The sequence below is a fragment of the Legionella spiritensis genome, from assembly GCF_900186965.1.
GTDB classification, from domain to species: domain Bacteria; phylum Pseudomonadota; class Gammaproteobacteria; order Legionellales; family Legionellaceae; genus Legionella_C; species Legionella_C spiritensis.
The window spans coordinates 448160-465496 of the sequence record NZ_LT906457.1 but is presented as its reverse complement, the minus strand read 5'-3'; the positions used below and the strand labels follow the sequence as shown (position 1 = coordinate 465496).

Genomic DNA, 17337 nt, shown 5'->3' with positions numbered 1-17337 from the left:
GCAACGAGCTTAGTAACATGCCCTTGAAATTTACAAAAATGCACGGCCTCGGCAATGATTTTATGGTGATCGATGCCATCCACCAAACGGTTGATTTGTCACCGCAAACGATCGTTCGCCTGGCCAACCGACATACCGGGGTCGGTTTCGATCAATGTCTGATTGTAGAAACCGACCAACGTGAGGATATCGATTTTTTTTATCGAATTTTTAACGCCGACGGCCAGGAGGTGGGACAATGCGGCAACGGTGCCCGTTGTCTGGCCCGATTTGTGCAGAAACACGCGCTCATCTCCGAACGACGTATCCGGGTCGCGACTCATACGGCGATGATGACGTTGCAATTAAACGACGACAACACGGTAACCGTTGATATGGGAATACCTTGCCTGCACCCCGATGAAATACCGATTCAAGTTAAAGAACAAAGTACATCTTATATATTGCCATTAAACGCCGGCGGTCAATATACTGTGCACGCCGTAAATGTAGGCAACCCTCATGCCGTATCAATCGTCGAAGATATCAATACCGCCCCCGTAACCACTCTTGGCCGGGAAATCAGTGAACACCCTCTTTTTCCTGTGCAGGCCAACGCGGGCTTCATGCAGATTCTTTCTCCCCACCGGATCCGATTGCGTGTGTATGAGCGCGGGTGTGGCGAAACCAGCGCTTGCGGCAGCGGCGCGGTGGCGGCGGTTGTGGCGGGGCGGCTTTTTTATGATCTGGCAGAGCGTGTTCATGTGGAATTGCCCGGCGGAGAATTGATCGTCGACTGGCCTGATGTGAACGGCGCGCTTTTATTAACCGGCCCGGCAACGTTTGTTTATGAAGGAGAATTACTACCATGCGTATCGTAATTCTGGGTGCGGGTGAAGTGGGCGGAACGCTGGCACGCAATCTGGCACGTGAAAACAATGATGTCACGGTGGTTGATCTCGATGAAAACCGCCTGCGGGAACTTCAGCACCGTCTGGATATCCAGACAGTTCCCGGATCGGCGTCTTACCCCCATATACTTATCGCCGCAGGCATCGAGCAGGCCGATATGTTAATCGCGGTCACCGATAGCGATGAGATCAATATGATGGGATGCCAGATTGCCTATAGTTTATTTCGCACACCCACTAAAATCGCCCGCCTTCGATCGCAGAATTATTATGATTACCCTCAGCTTTTCTGTAATGATCATGTGCCGGTTGACGTCTGTATCAGTCCGGAAAAGCTGGTCACGGAACATATTGAAAATCTGATAGATTACCCCGGTGCTACCCAGGTTCTTGATTTCGCCGAGGGCAATCTGCTGCTTGTCACCATTACCCCTCGACCGGGCGGGGTCATGGTCGGAAAAACCATCCAGTACCTCTACAAACATCTGGATCTGATGGATGCCCGGCTGGTTGCCATTTTTAGGGACAAAACAGCGATAGAGCCCGATGCCGACTATGAAATTAATATCGAGGACAATCTGTTATTCGTCGCATCAGCGCAAGCCATCCAGCAAATTTTAATCGCGCTTGGCCGCTACACCCATCCCAACCGGCGTATTATTATTGCGGGCGGTGGGCACATAGGCACCAAACTGGCACAAACCCTGGAAAATAAATACCGCGTAAAGGTCATCGATCACAACATATTACGGGCCAGTGATCTGGCATGCCAGCTCCATAAAGGCACGGTTTTGCAAGGCGATATCGCCGACAGGGATTTACTGATCAACGAAAACATCGAATTTACCGATGTGTTTTGCGCGGTAACCAATGACGATGAAGCCAACATCATGTCCTGTCTGCAAGCGAAGCGTCTGGGAGCACGACATGCCATGGCTCTGGTCAATCGCAACGCCTACGTCGAACTGATTGAGGACAGCAGCATCGACTACGCCATTTCGCCGCAAATTATTACTATCGGCAGTATTTTAGCCAAATTACGCCGTGGTAATATGATCAAGGTGCATCGTTTAAACAATGGCGAAGCCGAAGCCATTGAACTGGTCATTCACGGCGATCAGCAAAGTTCCCAGGTTATCGGGCGCAGGCTTTCCGAAATTGAGTTACCCCCCAGCAGTTCGATCATAGCCGTCATACGTGATGAGAAAATACTCATGACCACGCCTGATCTGGTTTTCGAGTCCGGCGATCATGTGGCCGTTCTGGTTTTGAAAAAACGATATGTGCGTCAGATTGAATCCCTGTTTCAAGTCACTTTAACATTCATGAGTTAGGCACCGAATGCAAATTAAAACCATTTTGAGATTAATCGGTTTGTTATTGATGATGTTCAGTGTCAGCATGCTGACCCCGTTACTGATCAACACCTTGTTTCATGAAGATTTCTGGCATCCGTTTGTCATTGCCTTTGTCTGTACTTTTTTTACCGGCGCCTTACTGGCCTTCGCGTTTCGCAAGCAACAACAGGAATTAAAAATTCGTGACGGGTTTCTGATTGTCGTCCTGTTCTGGATTGTTCTGTGTTTTTTTGCCTCCCTTCCTTTTATCTTTGCCATCAGCGAACACAAAAACAGTCTGACCGACGCCTTTTTTGAATCGGTTTCCGGTTTTACAACCACGGGAGCCACCATCATCAATCATCTGGAAGACTTGCCCCACGCCATTTTATTTTATCGCCAGCAACTGCAGTTTCTGGGAGGAATGGGTATCGTCGTCCTGGCCGTGGCCATTTTACCCATGTTGGGCGTTGGGGGCATGCAGCTTTACCGGGCTGAAACACCGGGACCTATGAAAGACAGTAAACTGACGCCTCGTATTGCGCAAACAGCGAAAGCACTGTGGTCAATTTATGTTTTGCTTACCTTGCTTTGCATGATTTGTTACTGGCTGGCAGGGATGGATTGGTTCGATGCACTGGGTGAAAGTTTTTCCACGGTTTCCACCGGCGGGTTTTCCATGCATGACAGCAGTTTCGCCTATTATCAAAGTGATGCTATTGAACTGGTCGCCTGCTTTTTCATGCTCCTTGGCGGAACCAATTTCGCCTTGCACTTTATGATTCTCAAAAAAAGAAGTATTCGCCATTATTGGGAGGATGAGGAATTTCGCAGCTATATCGCCTTTCTGGTTATCGTGATTGGCCTGGTGACCTGGAGCCTGGTTTTTTATGAATCGTTCAGCGCCAAATACCACGCGGTCATCAAAAGCACCTTTAACGTCATTTCTTTAGCGACAACAACCGGTTTGACCTCCGCTCCTTTCAGTCATTGGCCAAGCTACGTACCCGTATTAATCATTCTGGCTTCTTTAATCGGCGGATGTGCCGCATCCACCAGCGGAGGCATCAAGGTCATCCGGGCGTTATTAATTTATAAACAAAGCAAGCGGGAAATGTATCATCTCCTGCACCCGAACGCGATCATTCCCATTAAGTTCGGCAAACAAACGCTTCCCGAATCGGTTTTGCAATCCATGTGGGGGTTTATCTCGGTCTTCATCGCGTTGTTTCTGTTCCTGATGATTGTGTTTATCGCGTTGGGCAATGATTTTCTAACCTCCTTTTCTGCCATTACCGTGACTATATCCAACGCCGGAGTGGGGCTTGGGGCGGTGAGTGATAATTTTACCTATCTGAACCAGTCCAGTAAGTGGGTACTCATTTTTGCCATGATCGCCGGCCGCCTGGAAATATTCTCCTTGCTCATTATTTTTTCCAAACATTTCTGGCAAAAATAAACCCATGACGCCATCCGATCAAAAATAAATCGACTATTGAAATTTTTTTTCAAATCGTTATGCTGAAATATGATCCTCATAGCAATAAATTATTGATACCGATAGCTCTTAAATCAATCTGCTCAGACTACAAATGTCATCAGAGTAATGGACAGGGAGGTAAGTTCCATGGGTGGCTCGTCTTTTTCAGTTTTTTTATCCAAAAGTACCAGCAAGGAACTATGCGATTTATTTCGGGAAGAAAAACCCAATCATCAAACCATCAATGAACTCATCAGCAGGCTTGCCGAATATGAGAATTTTTCACACCTGAAATTATTACTTCCTGCCCTTCATGATACTGAAGAAACGGATACGGAAAGAATGGAATCCGAACTGGCTATAAACCGGATTTTGCTAAACCGGGCCTTGCAGGAATCCAATCAGGAAGACATCACAATCAGACTGAAAGCCTGTTATGACTTGATAACCGACAAATCGTCCGGACAATGGCAAGCATTGATTGACGACGTTATTCAATGGATGAATAGCCTGCAATACTCCCCTAAATCCTTGCAAACCGTGCTGTTTCATCTTCCTTTGCCAGAACGCGAAAAATTTTATCAACGCGTACTGGAAATGGCGAAAGAGACGCCAAAATGGCTGGATGTACTGGTTCATTTTGTGATGACTCATCACACAGATACGGATTATGACAGCGAAATAAACCAGCACCTCTACACTCTGGCAAGCTATTTGTTACAGTCGCCCGTTCTATACGATATGGATGACATAAAACAGCTAAGTCTTCTGGTTTCTACAAACCAGTTGGTACGGATCACATTTCAATTACGGGCTATCGCTGCAACCTATGTTGCAAAAGAAAATAAAAAAAAGAGTTCTACCGATTTAAGACAACAATATTTGCAAAAATATGAAAATTTAGCCACCGTTCTCACCGCAAGAGCCACTACTTCAGAAGAGGAATATCAGGAACTTGCAAACTTCAATGCGGAATTAGCCAACCTGTTAATGAGCAAGCGTTTAAAAAGCTGTCGCAACCTCTTCGGTAAACAACAAACCATCGTCATGGAATTACTGGAAAATATCTCTCGCTACAACTGGCAGGATGGCCAATTTAACGCGCTGGCGATGGAGCACATCGCTCAAACCCTGGCTAAAATGCCTCACGATGAGTTGACGCGATATTTTAAACCGTATTACGAGCATCGTAAAAATAACATCCATGAAATCACCCGATTTCTGGATCTTTTTTTTCAAAAAACGTACGACTCGTCCAAACTGTTAGCCTGTCTGACTGACAACGACGATAAAGATAACACGCTAACCATTAATTATCTCACCCATACTCAAACTCATGATCCGTTTTTGATAGAGCAATGTTTTGCCAGGCTGAATGAAACGCAACTGATCACGCTTTGCTGCCATGTGATGGCCATGAAACAACTGTTAAATCAGGAGTATACCCCTCTGATCAACACCTATTGCAAGGTGTTGGCCGATAAAATTGGTTCCCTCAAACTGCCTGAACCGGCTTTCAATAATCTGGCAAAACAAATCGCATTTTTACCCGAAGCATCACAAGAAGAATTGATCCATCTGATATTTGCCCAATTCCCCAAAAATCCGGCCTTGCAATACCAATGGCTGCAAGCCCTGCTGACCAGCGATTGCTGTAAAACAACTCTTTTGTCCTATAGCCGCACCATTCTCAAGCAGTCAAGGCCTGACGAGCAGATCGCTCTGCTTAAAGCCTTCTCTCACGAGAACCTCCTTGCGCTTTATCTGCATCTGGTTCGCCAGCAAAGCCCACCGGACGAATTTAGTGGTTTTGTCAAATTGTTTAAGGATTTCTCCAATCAGGATATTCTGGTTTATTTTCTATGCAACACCCCTTTAATTCATCCGGCATTTCTTGACCAGGTGATGCCGGACATCGATTCCAAAACGCTGATTACCTTAATTGAGGAATTGCTTTTACGCACGGAAGAAAACAGCGACTACACGCCAACCCTGGAACAACTGCTGCTCCATTTTTGTAAAAGGTTACAAACCTGTTTTGATGAAAAAGATCCCATCCATCAATGGACAGCCAGTGAGAACAGTTCCGGAATTGCCCGGCGTTTATTAACCAGTCCAGCCTGCCTTCATTCCCTGACCTCCCGATCCTCCATATACCAGGATTACGCCCCCTCAGTATTGCAGGTAACCCGCCCGGAAACCGATCTTAAGTTACGGGCCATCAGGGTACTAAACATCGCGGCACTGGAAGAAAAACAAGCCCGGCAGTTCGCTTTGCATTTGTTAAGTCGTTATCGTGAAACCCCCGCCCTGCTGCAAACCATGTTTTTTAATCTCGAGTCCGTAGAAACCGGGTTGACTGAACCAGGACAACAAAATTACCAACGGCTTAAAAAAGCCTGCTGGGAATTTTTAAAAAACGAGGAAGTCGATGACTATAATCCAAAACAAGCCTCTGTTTTGTTAACCAGGCAATTGAAAACGCCTCATCGTTTTGATGGCGTTCTGGCTCAACTGGCCATCGATTTGGAAAAAGACGCTCATAACGCGCATTTAAGCGCCCAATATCTGACCCAGGTTGATTCGGCAAACCTGAAACATCTGGATCATTCGGCATTAATCGCCATCTTGTTAAAATCCATGGACGAGGCGACCCGGATCAACTGGACAAAAGCAGCCGTCTATCTGGAATCCCGCGAACTGGAATACCGTCTGTCCTTTATACGGTTACTCCTGGAAAAAATACGGGATTACGATAACAACCCATTGCTGGATCAACAAGTATGGCAATTTATTACCGGTTTACCCGATATTAAAACCCTTCTTTACCAATTAAACACAGAAGAAATACAGTGGCTGATGAAACAATGCAGCGAACAATACCTTATGGAGCAGTTTCCGTTCTGGCTGGATATTCTTTTGCACCACCCTGACGCCAAAACGTTTCAGGACGGCGGTCCTGGCGAGTTATTCGCCTTGCTGCCGCCCAACCCCTCATTCCTCGAATCATTGTTAGAGCACCCGTTATTAACTCCCTGTTTTCCTCAGATGTTTATGTGTCTGGCAGAAAAAGAGCACAGTTCCGTACACTTGATCGCACTGTTTAAACAAGCCTGTATGCAAGGCAATGAGGAAAAAAGAAAGTTCCTTGGATACGTGCATCAGCATCTCGATGCCAGACAAACCAGATCCACCGCGATATACGTATTAAATATGCTGCTGTCCGGCATATCGGACTTGCGCGCCGGCGAGTCTCGCGATGTGGCTATGATCACTGATCAGTTTCGCCTGTTTCAACAATGGATTGACAATCCCGCTTTTGACACCTTGCAACGCGCTGCCGTCACAAGGGAGATCCAGCAGATTGTTTTCAATACCCTGGCCTCTTTCAAGGAGCTGGATTTACGCTGGGCCGGTTTGTTGATCAATAACGATTCGTTTACTCGTTTGGCTTTGCACCTGTTGCAAAAAGCCGAACCGTCGGATTTACAACATCATCCCTTTACCCAGGTCTTGCTGGATAATATTACGATTCGTTTTCAACCCGCCCTGCAAGAGCACCCGATTTTTCAAAATTACATCAAGCAGTTACTGAGTAATCCTCCGTCCAACCTGAAAGACGATCAATTTGCCATGCTCTTTAATCTGTTGGCTCCCGAGGAAAAAAAGAAACTGGCTCTTGATTTATTGCAGCGCCCCGTACTGGACGATGTTCAGTGGTCCTCCCTTATTACCTTGTCACGCGCTTTGCCGGTTAAAACGTTATTTGCCATTTATCGAGAAAGTTCGACTCGTTTTATCTTCGTCGATTTACTAGCCAGACACCCGGAGGGCATTGCCTCATTAAAAACCGAACAGAGAAACGAGTTGTTTTCTCATCTGACATCAGCGAAACAATTGTTACGTATACTGGACAGCCAGACAGCCATGGCCGTCAAATTTACATTCGTTACCGCCATTTTTGATTATCTGAAGTACAAGGATATTTCTTTGGAAACCTGGCTGACCACATTAAATGTTGACGGACAGACTCTGGCCGCTCTCGCCAATTACACGACCCGGGAAAATCATCAGGAGCAGCTTCGCTCCTATATTGAAAATTCAATGTACTACAAGGGTGAAATCGAACGCTATCTTTGCAAACCCACCCTGGATATCGCCATCGAAAAATCCGGCTTGCTCTATCAATACCTGAAAAACATCTGGCTTCATCCGGAGCAGGGAACGCAAGCATATCCCGCCTCGCTCAAGCTTCTGAGCTCATCGACCCGTACAAAGGCTCTGCGTACCCAAAGTGCCTTTTTATTGGAAGCACGTCATTTGACAGCTCTGTATTCCCCATTGGGCAGTTGCGAGAATGTTGCCGGTGAAATGCTAACCGCCCTACGCTGGACGCATCGTCTGCCGCTAGTGAATGATGGATTACTGGACATTATTGCCGTTTATCAGGAACAGGAAACCGGTTCCGGCTTACAAAAAGCCATTGAACAAACGTCGCTCTTTAAGAAATTAATCGCCCCTCTATGGAGCGATTCGGATTCATGCAATCTTTTTGAGATAGAAGCCAATGAACTTTATCAATTATTAGGGGAATACGCATCGCAAATCAGGAAAATCAGCCCGGAACAACATCATAAAATCACCACTGTTTTACAAAGATACCAATGGCGGCTACAAATCCTGCAGCAGGTTTCATCCCCAGGACTCTATCATCTTATGGAGCCCGGCTCCCATCTTGGCAAAATTCAAAATGGAAAAATCAACTACCTGTCCCCCCACGATATCAAAAATCTGGTAACTGCTTCTGATGCGGGCGGGGAACATGATGGTGGCCTGTCGTCATCCCTGCCGACCTGCCTGAAAATCCTTGCTAACGGGCAACTGGCTTTAAATCCCGATATTCAGCAATGGCTTTTGCATCAAGTTCTCCTATCCCCGCTGGCCAATGAGATCGACAACGCATTGTTGTTTAAACTATTATCAAAATTTCAACCAACCGAGTTGGCCGGCCGCCTGGCATTGGTTCATCAGGATATCAAATTCTATAAGCAATGCTTTGAACATCTAAAGCGATACTACGACATCAAAGACGTCAGTACCCTTATTTCAGAACTGTACAAATGCCATGTAAACGATTTAGCCTGTTATCAGGAAGCATGCGAATTCGCACAATTACCCTCATTAAGCCGAATTATCTCATTAACCCGGCAAATCAAGCGTACCCGCTTATCCAAAACCGCAGCCGAGGCACTGCTTCCCGGCGATATATCCAGACACCTTGAGATGGAGTGGGTGCAACGTGATTTGGAGCAACTCCCGGAATTAGCATCGACCCTGACCGCACGATATGAGCGTATTGAAACAGAAAGCTATAAGTATCGCCCCGATATAGCCAATTCCGAACGATTACGCCAGTTAACCGGGAGTACTATTACAACTACCAATATTGATGGTCTGATTTCCTGTTTAAACAGTTATTTACCGGCTTTTAAACAATTATCCAAACCGATAAATCAGCAAGCAGCCGCTCCTTTTATAAAAACATTACATAGTCTTCTCACGACAACACCCACACCGGGCGAAATCCTCAACGGACTTGGTGGTTCCTTGCTTGATTGTCTCATTGAATTTGCTTTACAGGATCCTCGCCAGTATGAAAATTTTCTGCAATATTTGCTGGAAAACGGACTGGCTGATAAATGCGTCCTGCTTTTTAAAAATCGTATTCATGACTTGTTAACCCGGCATATTAATGAATGCGAATCCTCTCCGGCGCCAGAAACACTGCTCGATTTGTCAGTCGACCAGCTTGCCGCTCTGCCACCTGAGGTTTTTGAATCCCTGTTATTTCTGCAACGCCTGCTCTTTATGAAAGAACCTCTTCCCGAGCTTAAAGACTGGCAAAAAGATTCTTGCGAAAGCAACGGCCGTGACACAACCGCCTATTTTTGTGCCGATGCCAGTCTGCTTGCGCTTCTCAATCGTTTGCGCCAGCAAGACGCCACTTCCTCGCAAACGGAAATCATAGCCCAGCGCTTACAATACGGATTCTCTTTTGTTCGCGAGGAAAGCAAAGCGTTATCCTATTGGAAGACCATGGACGAGTTTGATAAAAAAAACCAGTATCAATCGCCCGCTGCATGCCTGCATTATTTGTACCTGTTCTCGTTTTTACAGAAATCACCGGATTTACTTGTTCATGGCTTTGTCAACTGGCTGGCGGCAACAGACGGTGCGTCGCTGGATAAACAAGAGCAATTAGACCATTTACTTCGCTACATCCTCGATTTGAATTTGTTGCCTCAATTGTGTCATGTACTGCAACAACAACCTGAACCGGATAATTTGAAACTCTCCTGGCTTTTTACCCGTATTGAACGGGTAAAACCACTTGATGCCGAGATTATTCCGTATATAGTTCGCGGCTTTTCATGGCATTGGCTACAGGAAAAAATCAAATCACTACCGGAAACCAATCGTCTGGAGATGCTAACAGCTGCATTACAGATTAAAAACCATTGCCATGCCATTATCAACGATGCAAGCAATCAACAAGCTTTTCTGGATTTATTGGCCCACTGCCATTTTCCCGCCAATGACCTGATTGCTCTGCAAAACGGCGAACAACCCTCCGCCATTCAATCATTAATATCCCTGCATTTATTAACTCGTGCGGATTATTTGCACAAACTAAACAAGCCCTCCATGCTGGTTGAGTTGAACAAGGCACCGGAAAAACGAATCAAACGCCGCTTGCAGCCTCTGGTGCAACGTCTGGATCTGACTCACTTGCCCATTGCGGGCTTGAAAAATATGCAACCCGAAGCCGCGGCAACGCTTTTTTGCTCACCGAAACATTTTCATGAATTCCATGACGAAATGGTTGATGTATTGTTGCGAAAGGTGGGGGTTCAACGAGATTTATTGATTCAATACTGGCTGCGGCATTACACCAGCATGCCTAACCATACCCGGCTCTTGCTGATTTTGTGTAATAAATTCAGAAAATCCGTGACAACTGGCTTGAAAGATCTGGCTCCCTTGCTTCGTCAGAATATCCTTATGTCGCTCATTGAATATCAGGATGGCCTGGAGCCGGCTAAAAAAGCAGTGACGTTACAGGGTTTCATCATCTATTGCGACGAATCCCATCTTGTTTATGCGATGCACCGGTATCTTTATGGACATCAGAATAATGAGCGTTTGCAACAGTTTATTATCCATTTACTGGAACAACTGACAAGAAACCATCAGCAACTATCTTCCCAGGCGATACAATTACTAATTCGGATCTGCGAGGACGAGCCGTTTGCCGGGTTGCGTCCCGAACTCCAAAGCATTACCGGTAATTATTTACGCAGCAGCGCCCTGTTTGCTGATTGCTCCGTATTCTATGACGATGAACGACTCGCCATCAAGCGTCTGCACGCGCCCGTCTTATTATCTTCCAGTCAACCTGAGCCGAGCAGGCCGGGTAATATTTTTACCTTACTGTTAAAACCGATTTTTAATGTCGATGAAGGTCCGATAGAATCCCTGGAGCGCCATGATTTACCGGATAATCCTCTGGTCAATATTATGGCGGAAAAGTTCGCCTCCATTCGAGCTATTGATTATTTTCTAATTCACTATTCGGGAAAAGAGGAAACACTGCAGCGTTTCCTCAATGACTATCTGGATTATTATACATTCGGGGGAACAACAGCCAATAGACTAAAGAAATTGCATGTGATTGCCTGGCTTCTTACCCGGGAAGAAATACCTGAAAAAACCAGACAAGTCATTTTTGACAGTTTCCTGAATCATCCGAAACTCGTTGACCCTCAAATCGCGGCAGATCTGCTGCGTTATAGTGCGGATCCGATACTGAAACGTTTGGGAAGGCAAAAAAACTATCAGGAGTTAATCGATTTATGCAGCATGGCGCTTCCGCTTTTAAAAACCAATCCGCCAACCTCACAAAAGGTACAGCAAGCATTAAATGAAGCGCAGTTTGAATCGTCTTTGACGGAGATGTCCTCTTTTCTACGTAGCTTCCGAACCTGGTTCAAGCGTTGCCTGTTTTACGGATGGACAGGATGGTTTAAGCCCAAACAACCAGAATACGTACTACCCTTTGATGGACAAGTCAAAAAAATACGTTCGGAAAGCCAGCAAGTCGCCGCATCTGTGTCGTTGCCGAAAATGCCTGCAAATCTGCAGCAATTATTACCACTTTTGAATAAAAATTCCTCCCTGGCCGAATTGACGACGCTTCCCGATGCCTTGACACGATACGAATGGCACCCCAAAGACGATAAGGAGCCTTCCCTGCGTAAGGAGGTTGACAAGCTGTTTAGCGAGCTGCTGGAACGTGCCTCCATGGAACGGGATTTGGAGAGCTGGTTGTTGCATCATAAAGATCCTTTTGTTCATAATCGTGAGCAATTAATCGCGCTTTATTGCCGATCCGAAGAAGAAGAACCGTTATTCGCATTGCTGCATAAAGCTAAAAAAAATCACCGATGTTTTGATGATATTGCGCAAGAGATCCATACCAAAACAGAACCATTTCTACTGGAAGCGGATAGGGACAGTCCACCGGAGGAACCGCCACAAAATGTTATGAACGGAGTTGTGGAAACCGTGACTTCCCTGGCAAGTTATCTCCCGTTCTGGCGTACAGACAAGACAAAAACCACTGAAGCAATGGACGAGGATCCGAAATCAGGACAACAACAAAAGGGCTGGCTGAGTTCGTGGTATTAATCGCAAAGAGATGAGCTTTGCGGCGCGAAAAATCTTTCACTCTCCTCATGAAGTGCTTTACACGCTTCGATGGCTGATTTTCTTGCAGGGTTGGCTTACTGTTTCAGCTTCCAACGCTTATGCAGCCAGTGCCATTGCTCAGGATGAGCCAGAATGATGCGCTCCAGAACCTGATTATAACCCAGAGTATTACGGTAGATGGATTCCCGGGTGGATTCGTATTCCTGCCAGTACAACGGCTCCAGGAATTCCAGCACATGACGCCCATTAGGTAATCGATAGGTCGCGGCGGGAACAACCGGAACCCCGGTATGCCGGGCAAAACTGGCGAGGCTGCGATAAGTCCCTGCTTTTTTACCGAAAAATTCAACGGCTACCCCGTCGCGATTGGCCAGGGAGGCGTGCTGATCCAGCACAAAAACCACCGCATGATTTTTTTCCAGGACTTCCGAAACTTGCTGCAGGGCGTTTTTTTTCGGGATCACGTTCAATCCCGCCTGATAGTAACGGCGAAACATCATGCGCTCAATAAATTTGTTGCCCAGCGTACGGCGTATAAAATGAAATTGTCCCTGAAACTGCTTAAAGTTCAAAATCCCGCCAATGGGTGCGTATTCCCAACTGCCAAAATGGCCGGTCAGCACCAAAACACCTTTCTGATTCGCGACAACATCCAGCATACGCTCATGACCGCGGACTTCCACGCTGTCTTTCAGCTTTTTCTCACTCATAAAACGCAGTAGCAACGTCTCTTTAAGAGACATAGCCAAATGAGAGTAATAGGACTTGGCGAGATGTTTTTTTTGCCGTTCGCTTAACCGGCTGCCAAACGCCTGATGAATATTGCCCATGACAATGTTGCGTCGATAGGGCAAACAGTAATAGAAAAACAATCCGGCCAGAGTAGGTTTCAGCCGCTCGACTTTGGTTGCGATATCGTCACTCACAGGCTTTTATCACCACGCAGGCATTCATACCGGCAAAGCCACGATTAATCATCACCGCATACGACTCTTTTTCAAGCGGTTGATGACTCGCGCTCACCCGTAAATTCGCACAATTTTCAGCGGATTGGGTTAAATTGGCAATACCCGGCGCGCAGCGTTGCTGCAGCGCGTGCGTGGCTAAACCCGTATCCAGAACACCCGAGGCACACAAGGTATGACCCATCGACCATTTAAACCCGGTGACCAATGGTTGTCTGGAACAATCGGCAAAAACCGATCCAATGGCGCGGGCTTCGCTGATATCCGATTTTTTATTGCCATTACCATGAGCAACAACCAGTCCCACCTGTTCGATATCGACCTGAGCCTCTTGCAAGGCCCGGCTAACCGTATTGGCCAAATGCACCCCGTCATCCTCAATAGAAAACAAGCCGACCGATTCGCTGGCGGCCATTCCGCCGGCAATCTCACCATAACAGGTCGCTGAGCGTCGTCGCGCACTCTCCTCGCTTTCCAATACCAGTGCCGCCGCGCCTTCCGCCAGGATGGTACCGTCATGCTCGCTATCAAAAGGCTTCAAATGTCGCTCGCTAAGCACACCTAATTTTTCATAATAATACAAAGCCTGCGGCTCAACGCCCATATCATAGGCCACCACCACAGCCCGCTCAGCCTGCCCGCTGCGAATCGCGTGCCAGGCTTCCAGTATGGCCTGCGTTCCGCCGGCGGCATGATTGGTCACATTATGATTAGGCCCCTTAAATCCATAGGTAATGCCGGTGTAAGCCAACACGTTATTCGGCAAAATACGCAGCAACCACATGGGATGCACTTCATTAAATAACTGCTCGGCGAAATGCTGCATATCACCGTTGGTTTTCGCCAGTAACGGCAAAAAATCATATTGTTGAAAATATTTATTACCCGGTGAGCCGACATAGACTGCGGTTTGTTCGTTAAAGTCTGTCGCCGTTTCCAGCTCGTCGCGATAAGCGATCATACCACTATGTTCAACCGCTTTCACCGCGGCATGAATACCCATCACATCCTGTCTGGAAATGACTTTTATTAGTTTTCTGTCAGGCAGCATTTTAGCGGGCTGGAAGTTTTTAAGTTCCCCACCCAGGCGATGAGACCAGGACGATAAATCCCATTGCCTGATTTCATCAATACCGCTCTTGCCTTGTAACAAGGCATCCCAGGTTTGCTCAATCGTTTCTCCGCAAGCGGTTAACGCACTCAAGCCGGTAATAAAGACACGAGAATTCTGACTCATGGGCTACCCTCCAAATTCAGGGTGCTTAAATAATAAGCTGCTGTTGGAACCACCAAAACCAAATGAATTGGATAATACGACCCCTAATGATTTCTCACGAGGGCCATCACAAACGTAATCCAGATCACACTCCGGATCCGGCGTGGTTAAATTGGCTGTTTGAGGGATTTGAGCATGCTGAATGGACAACACGGAAAAAACCGCCTCCAGCGCACCGGCCGCCGCAATTAAATGTCCGGTCTGACTTTTTGTTGAACTGACCGGGAGGTTGGGCGCCGATTTTTGAAATACCGCCTTGATGGCGTTGGTTTCACTTAAGTCATTCATTTTGGTGGACGTGCCATGGGCATTGATGTAATCGACATCCGCCGCCGTCACTCCGGCATCTCGTAATGCCCGCTCTATCGCCTGAATGGCGCCATCTCCGTTCGGATGGGAGTCGGTAATGCGGTAGGAACTTAACGAATTACCCTCACCGGCCAGTTCCGCATAAATACGTGCGCCCCGCTGCTTCGCTTTTTCCCATTCCTCAAGAATCAGAAACGCGGCACCTTCGCCCAGCACGAACCCGTTTCGGGTGGCATCAAACGGCCTGCTAGCGGTAGACGGTGTATCGTTATAAGTCGACAAGGCGCCCAACAGACAGAAACTGGACAACCCGAGAGGACTAATCATGGAATCAAAACCGCCGGCCAGCATGAAGTCCGCCTCGCCTCGCCTGATCACCTGCATGGCCAACCCCAGAGCCTGCCCGCCCGACGCACAGGCCGTATGCACCGAAGTCGCATAACCCTCTATACCAAACTGTCGGGCAAGCAACGACAATCCCGAGTTGGACGTCGTCTTGCCAAAATCATTCAAACGGTAGAAATCCCTCGAATTTTCCTGTAATTGTCCCCAATCCGGCACACCTTCCCGGGCGCAGCTTTGCTGAAACCGGTGCAGATAATCAAATTCCGCCGTCATCATACCACTGCCCGCAATAACGCCCCATCGTGACGCGTTGTGCTTCTCCGGCAGAATACCGGCGTCCGAAAAAGCCTGATCCGCCGCTTCCAGAGCATAGCGGGTAAACGACATGGCAAACCGGTTTTGCTTTCCGGTCAGATTCGGGCCTGGTACAAAAGATTTCACTTCTGCGGCGATATAAGTCGGAAATCCTCCGGCATCAAATTGCCGTATTCGGTCAATACCTGATTTTCCGGCCATCAGATTGCGCCAGGTCGATGACACATCATTACCCAGAGGCGATACCACTCCTAACCCCGTGATTGCGACTCGTCTTTTACTCATATTTACTACCTTCTGCCGTCATGACGACTTCCAAAACACAAACACGTTTGCCAGCCACCTCACTGCGAAAACTTAAAATCAACTGATGATCGTCTTGTTGTTTCACATGTAACTGACAAACCACCACATCCCCGGGATGAACAAAGTCGCTCATTTTAATTTTTCTGAGGGAACGAATCCGGTAGGGGCGGGAAAAGGATGACCGGGCAAGGAACTCCCGGGCAAGATGCAACTGACACTCCAGTAACACCGTTAACGGTAAAACAGGATTTCTTGGAAAATGATCGGGGAAATACGGCGCCGCGCGTGAAATACGTTTCTCAGCGATCATGGACGTGCCCGGATCAAAAGAGAGGATACGCTCAAATGTCATGGCAGCGGAATGAGAATACCCTTGCGAAACATCCCCGTCCATAATCAGGTCCTGCTGCGATGACCGCTCCGGCCAGTCACCCGGACGGTTAATTTCCGCAAATTGCCGGCGCACATCATCCTCGGCGATAAAATCGTTCATTGGCAACAATGGGCCAAGCGCACCATCAATGGTGAATACCGTTTCATCACCTATCCGGGCAACACTGTGATACTGCACAGCGGCCTCATCAAGACAGTCGATGAAAGATTCCAGCAACAAGGTGTCGCCAACAAAGGCCGGGCGAAACAAAGAGGCGCTGGCGACAACACCGGCAACGGGCCGGGCTGAAAAATTGTTGAACGCCATCACATTCCAGGCGGCCAGCTGACCTAACGTTTCTCCAATCAGGGAAGAGGGGAAACAAAGGCGTCCGTCTTCATCCGGCACCAGATACGCGTCATCCCCGGTAATGTGCTTAATACCGCGGATCGATTCCCCTGGAACAAGGTGGAGGATTCTGTCAACAAATAAAAAGCGCATTAAACGGTTTCTATTGTTTTTTGTTCATTGACGGCAGCAACAACCAATTTACAGAAGGTTTCAACCGTAAACAGCATGGGTATTTCATTGACCTTCATATTAGGCTTGAAATGCTCTTCGGGCACTTCACTCAGATAATTTTTTATAGCCTGCATACCTTTGGCTGTCAAAACACCGCCCTTCTCAAACTCGTCTTCCGCCAGGTCGCCGCGGGCATTTTTTTCCAACTGGCCGCGAGGAATTTTAATACTGAATTCCTTTTCAAGCTGGAAAACCAGATCCAGAAAATCGATGGACTCCGCACCCAGATCCGTAATCAAACGGCTCTCTTTCGACACATCTTCTTCATCAATAACCAACACATCAGCGATAATTTCCCTCACTTTCGGGTACACGCTTTCTACATTCATGTTTAATCCTCGGAGATCACCTAGTTTAAAAAACTTCAGATTATATCATAAATTTTTAATC

The 17337-nt window shown here is 47.1% G+C and carries 9 protein-coding genes; 4 read left to right on the top strand and 5 right to left on the bottom strand.

Annotated features, from left to right (window positions below):
* Nucleotides 1–17: 17 nt before the first annotated feature.
* The 4 genes from dapF to CKW05_RS02170 all read left to right on the top strand — a co-directional run bounded on the left by dapF (nucleotide 18) and on the right by CKW05_RS02170 (nucleotide 12455).
* Nucleotides 18–860 carry a diaminopimelate epimerase gene (gene dapF, locus CKW05_RS02185; protein ID WP_058483692.1) on the top strand — a complete coding sequence of 281 codons (843 nt, stop codon included), beginning with the start codon at nucleotides 18–20 and terminating at the stop codon, nucleotides 858–860.
* Nucleotides 848–2224: a Trk system potassium transporter TrkA gene (trkA, locus tag CKW05_RS02180; protein ID WP_058483693.1), complete on the top strand. Its 1377-nt coding sequence runs from the start codon at nucleotides 848–850 to the stop codon at nucleotides 2222–2224. The genes dapF and trkA overlap by 13 nt, the downstream gene beginning before the upstream one ends.
* Nucleotides 2225–2231: 7 nt before the next feature.
* Entirely contained in the window at nucleotides 2232–3686 is a 1455-nt protein-coding gene (locus tag CKW05_RS02175) for a TrkH family potassium uptake protein (protein ID WP_058483694.1), read from the top strand.
* Nucleotides 3687–3854: 168 nt separating this feature from the next.
* Nucleotides 3855–12455, top strand: a complete 8601-nt coding sequence (locus tag CKW05_RS02170) for a hypothetical protein (protein WP_058483695.1) — start codon at nucleotides 3855–3857, stop codon at nucleotides 12453–12455.
* Between the two features lie 95 nt (nucleotides 12456–12550).
* Here CKW05_RS02170 and CKW05_RS02165 read toward each other — a convergent pair whose 3' ends face one another.
* From CKW05_RS02165 to CKW05_RS02145, 5 genes are read right to left on the bottom strand one after another with little or no spacing between them, the layout of a single operon-like run.
* Complete coding sequence (locus tag CKW05_RS02165) at nucleotides 12551–13402, bottom strand: lysophospholipid acyltransferase family protein (protein ID WP_058483696.1); 852 nt, start codon at nucleotides 13400–13402, stop codon at nucleotides 12551–12553.
* A complete protein-coding gene (locus tag CKW05_RS02160; RefSeq protein ID WP_058483697.1) occupies nucleotides 13395–14678 on the bottom strand; it encodes a beta-ketoacyl-[acyl-carrier-protein] synthase family protein in 1284 nt (427 codons plus the stop codon). Before CKW05_RS02160 ends, CKW05_RS02165 begins: the two co-directional genes overlap by 8 nt.
* A 3-nt stretch (nucleotides 14679–14681) precedes the next feature.
* A complete protein-coding gene (locus CKW05_RS02155) occupies nucleotides 14682–15971 on the bottom strand; it encodes a beta-ketoacyl-[acyl-carrier-protein] synthase family protein (protein ID WP_058483698.1) in 1290 nt (429 codons plus the stop codon).
* Entirely contained in the window at nucleotides 15964–16866 is a 903-nt protein-coding gene (locus CKW05_RS02150; protein ID WP_058483699.1) for a hotdog family protein, read from the bottom strand. Before CKW05_RS02150 ends, CKW05_RS02155 begins: the two co-directional genes overlap by 8 nt.
* A complete protein-coding gene (locus CKW05_RS02145; RefSeq protein ID WP_058483700.1) occupies nucleotides 16866–17276 on the bottom strand; it encodes an acyl carrier protein in 411 nt (136 codons plus the stop codon). Before CKW05_RS02145 ends, CKW05_RS02150 begins: the two co-directional genes overlap by 1 nt.
* Nucleotides 17277–17337 lie beyond the last annotated feature (61 nt).

Bases quoted from the DNA above. Each gene is read 5' to 3' on its own strand.
- dapF (WP_058483692.1), top strand. From the start codon at position 18: ATGCCCTTGAAATTTACAAAAATGCACGGCCTCGGCAATGATTTTATG.
- trkA (WP_058483693.1), top strand. From the start codon at position 848: ATGCGTATCGTAATTCTGGGTGCGGGTGAAGTGGGCGGAACGCTGGCA.
- CKW05_RS02175 (WP_058483694.1), top strand. From the start codon at position 2,232: ATGCAAATTAAAACCATTTTGAGATTAATCGGTTTGTTATTGATGATG.
- CKW05_RS02170 (WP_058483695.1), top strand. From the start codon at position 3,855: ATGGGTGGCTCGTCTTTTTCAGTTTTTTTATCCAAAAGTACCAGCAAG.
- CKW05_RS02160 (WP_058483697.1), bottom strand. From the start codon at position 14,678: ATGAGTCAGAATTCTCGTGTCTTTATTACCGGCTTGAGTGCGTTAACC.
- CKW05_RS02155 (WP_058483698.1), bottom strand. From the start codon at position 15,971: ATGAGTAAAAGACGAGTCGCAATCACGGGGTTAGGAGTGGTATCGCCT.
- CKW05_RS02150 (WP_058483699.1), bottom strand. From the start codon at position 16,866: ATGCGCTTTTTATTTGTTGACAGAATCCTCCACCTTGTTCCAGGGGAA.
- CKW05_RS02145 (WP_058483700.1), bottom strand. From the start codon at position 17,276: ATGAATGTAGAAAGCGTGTACCCGAAAGTGAGGGAAATTATCGCTGAT.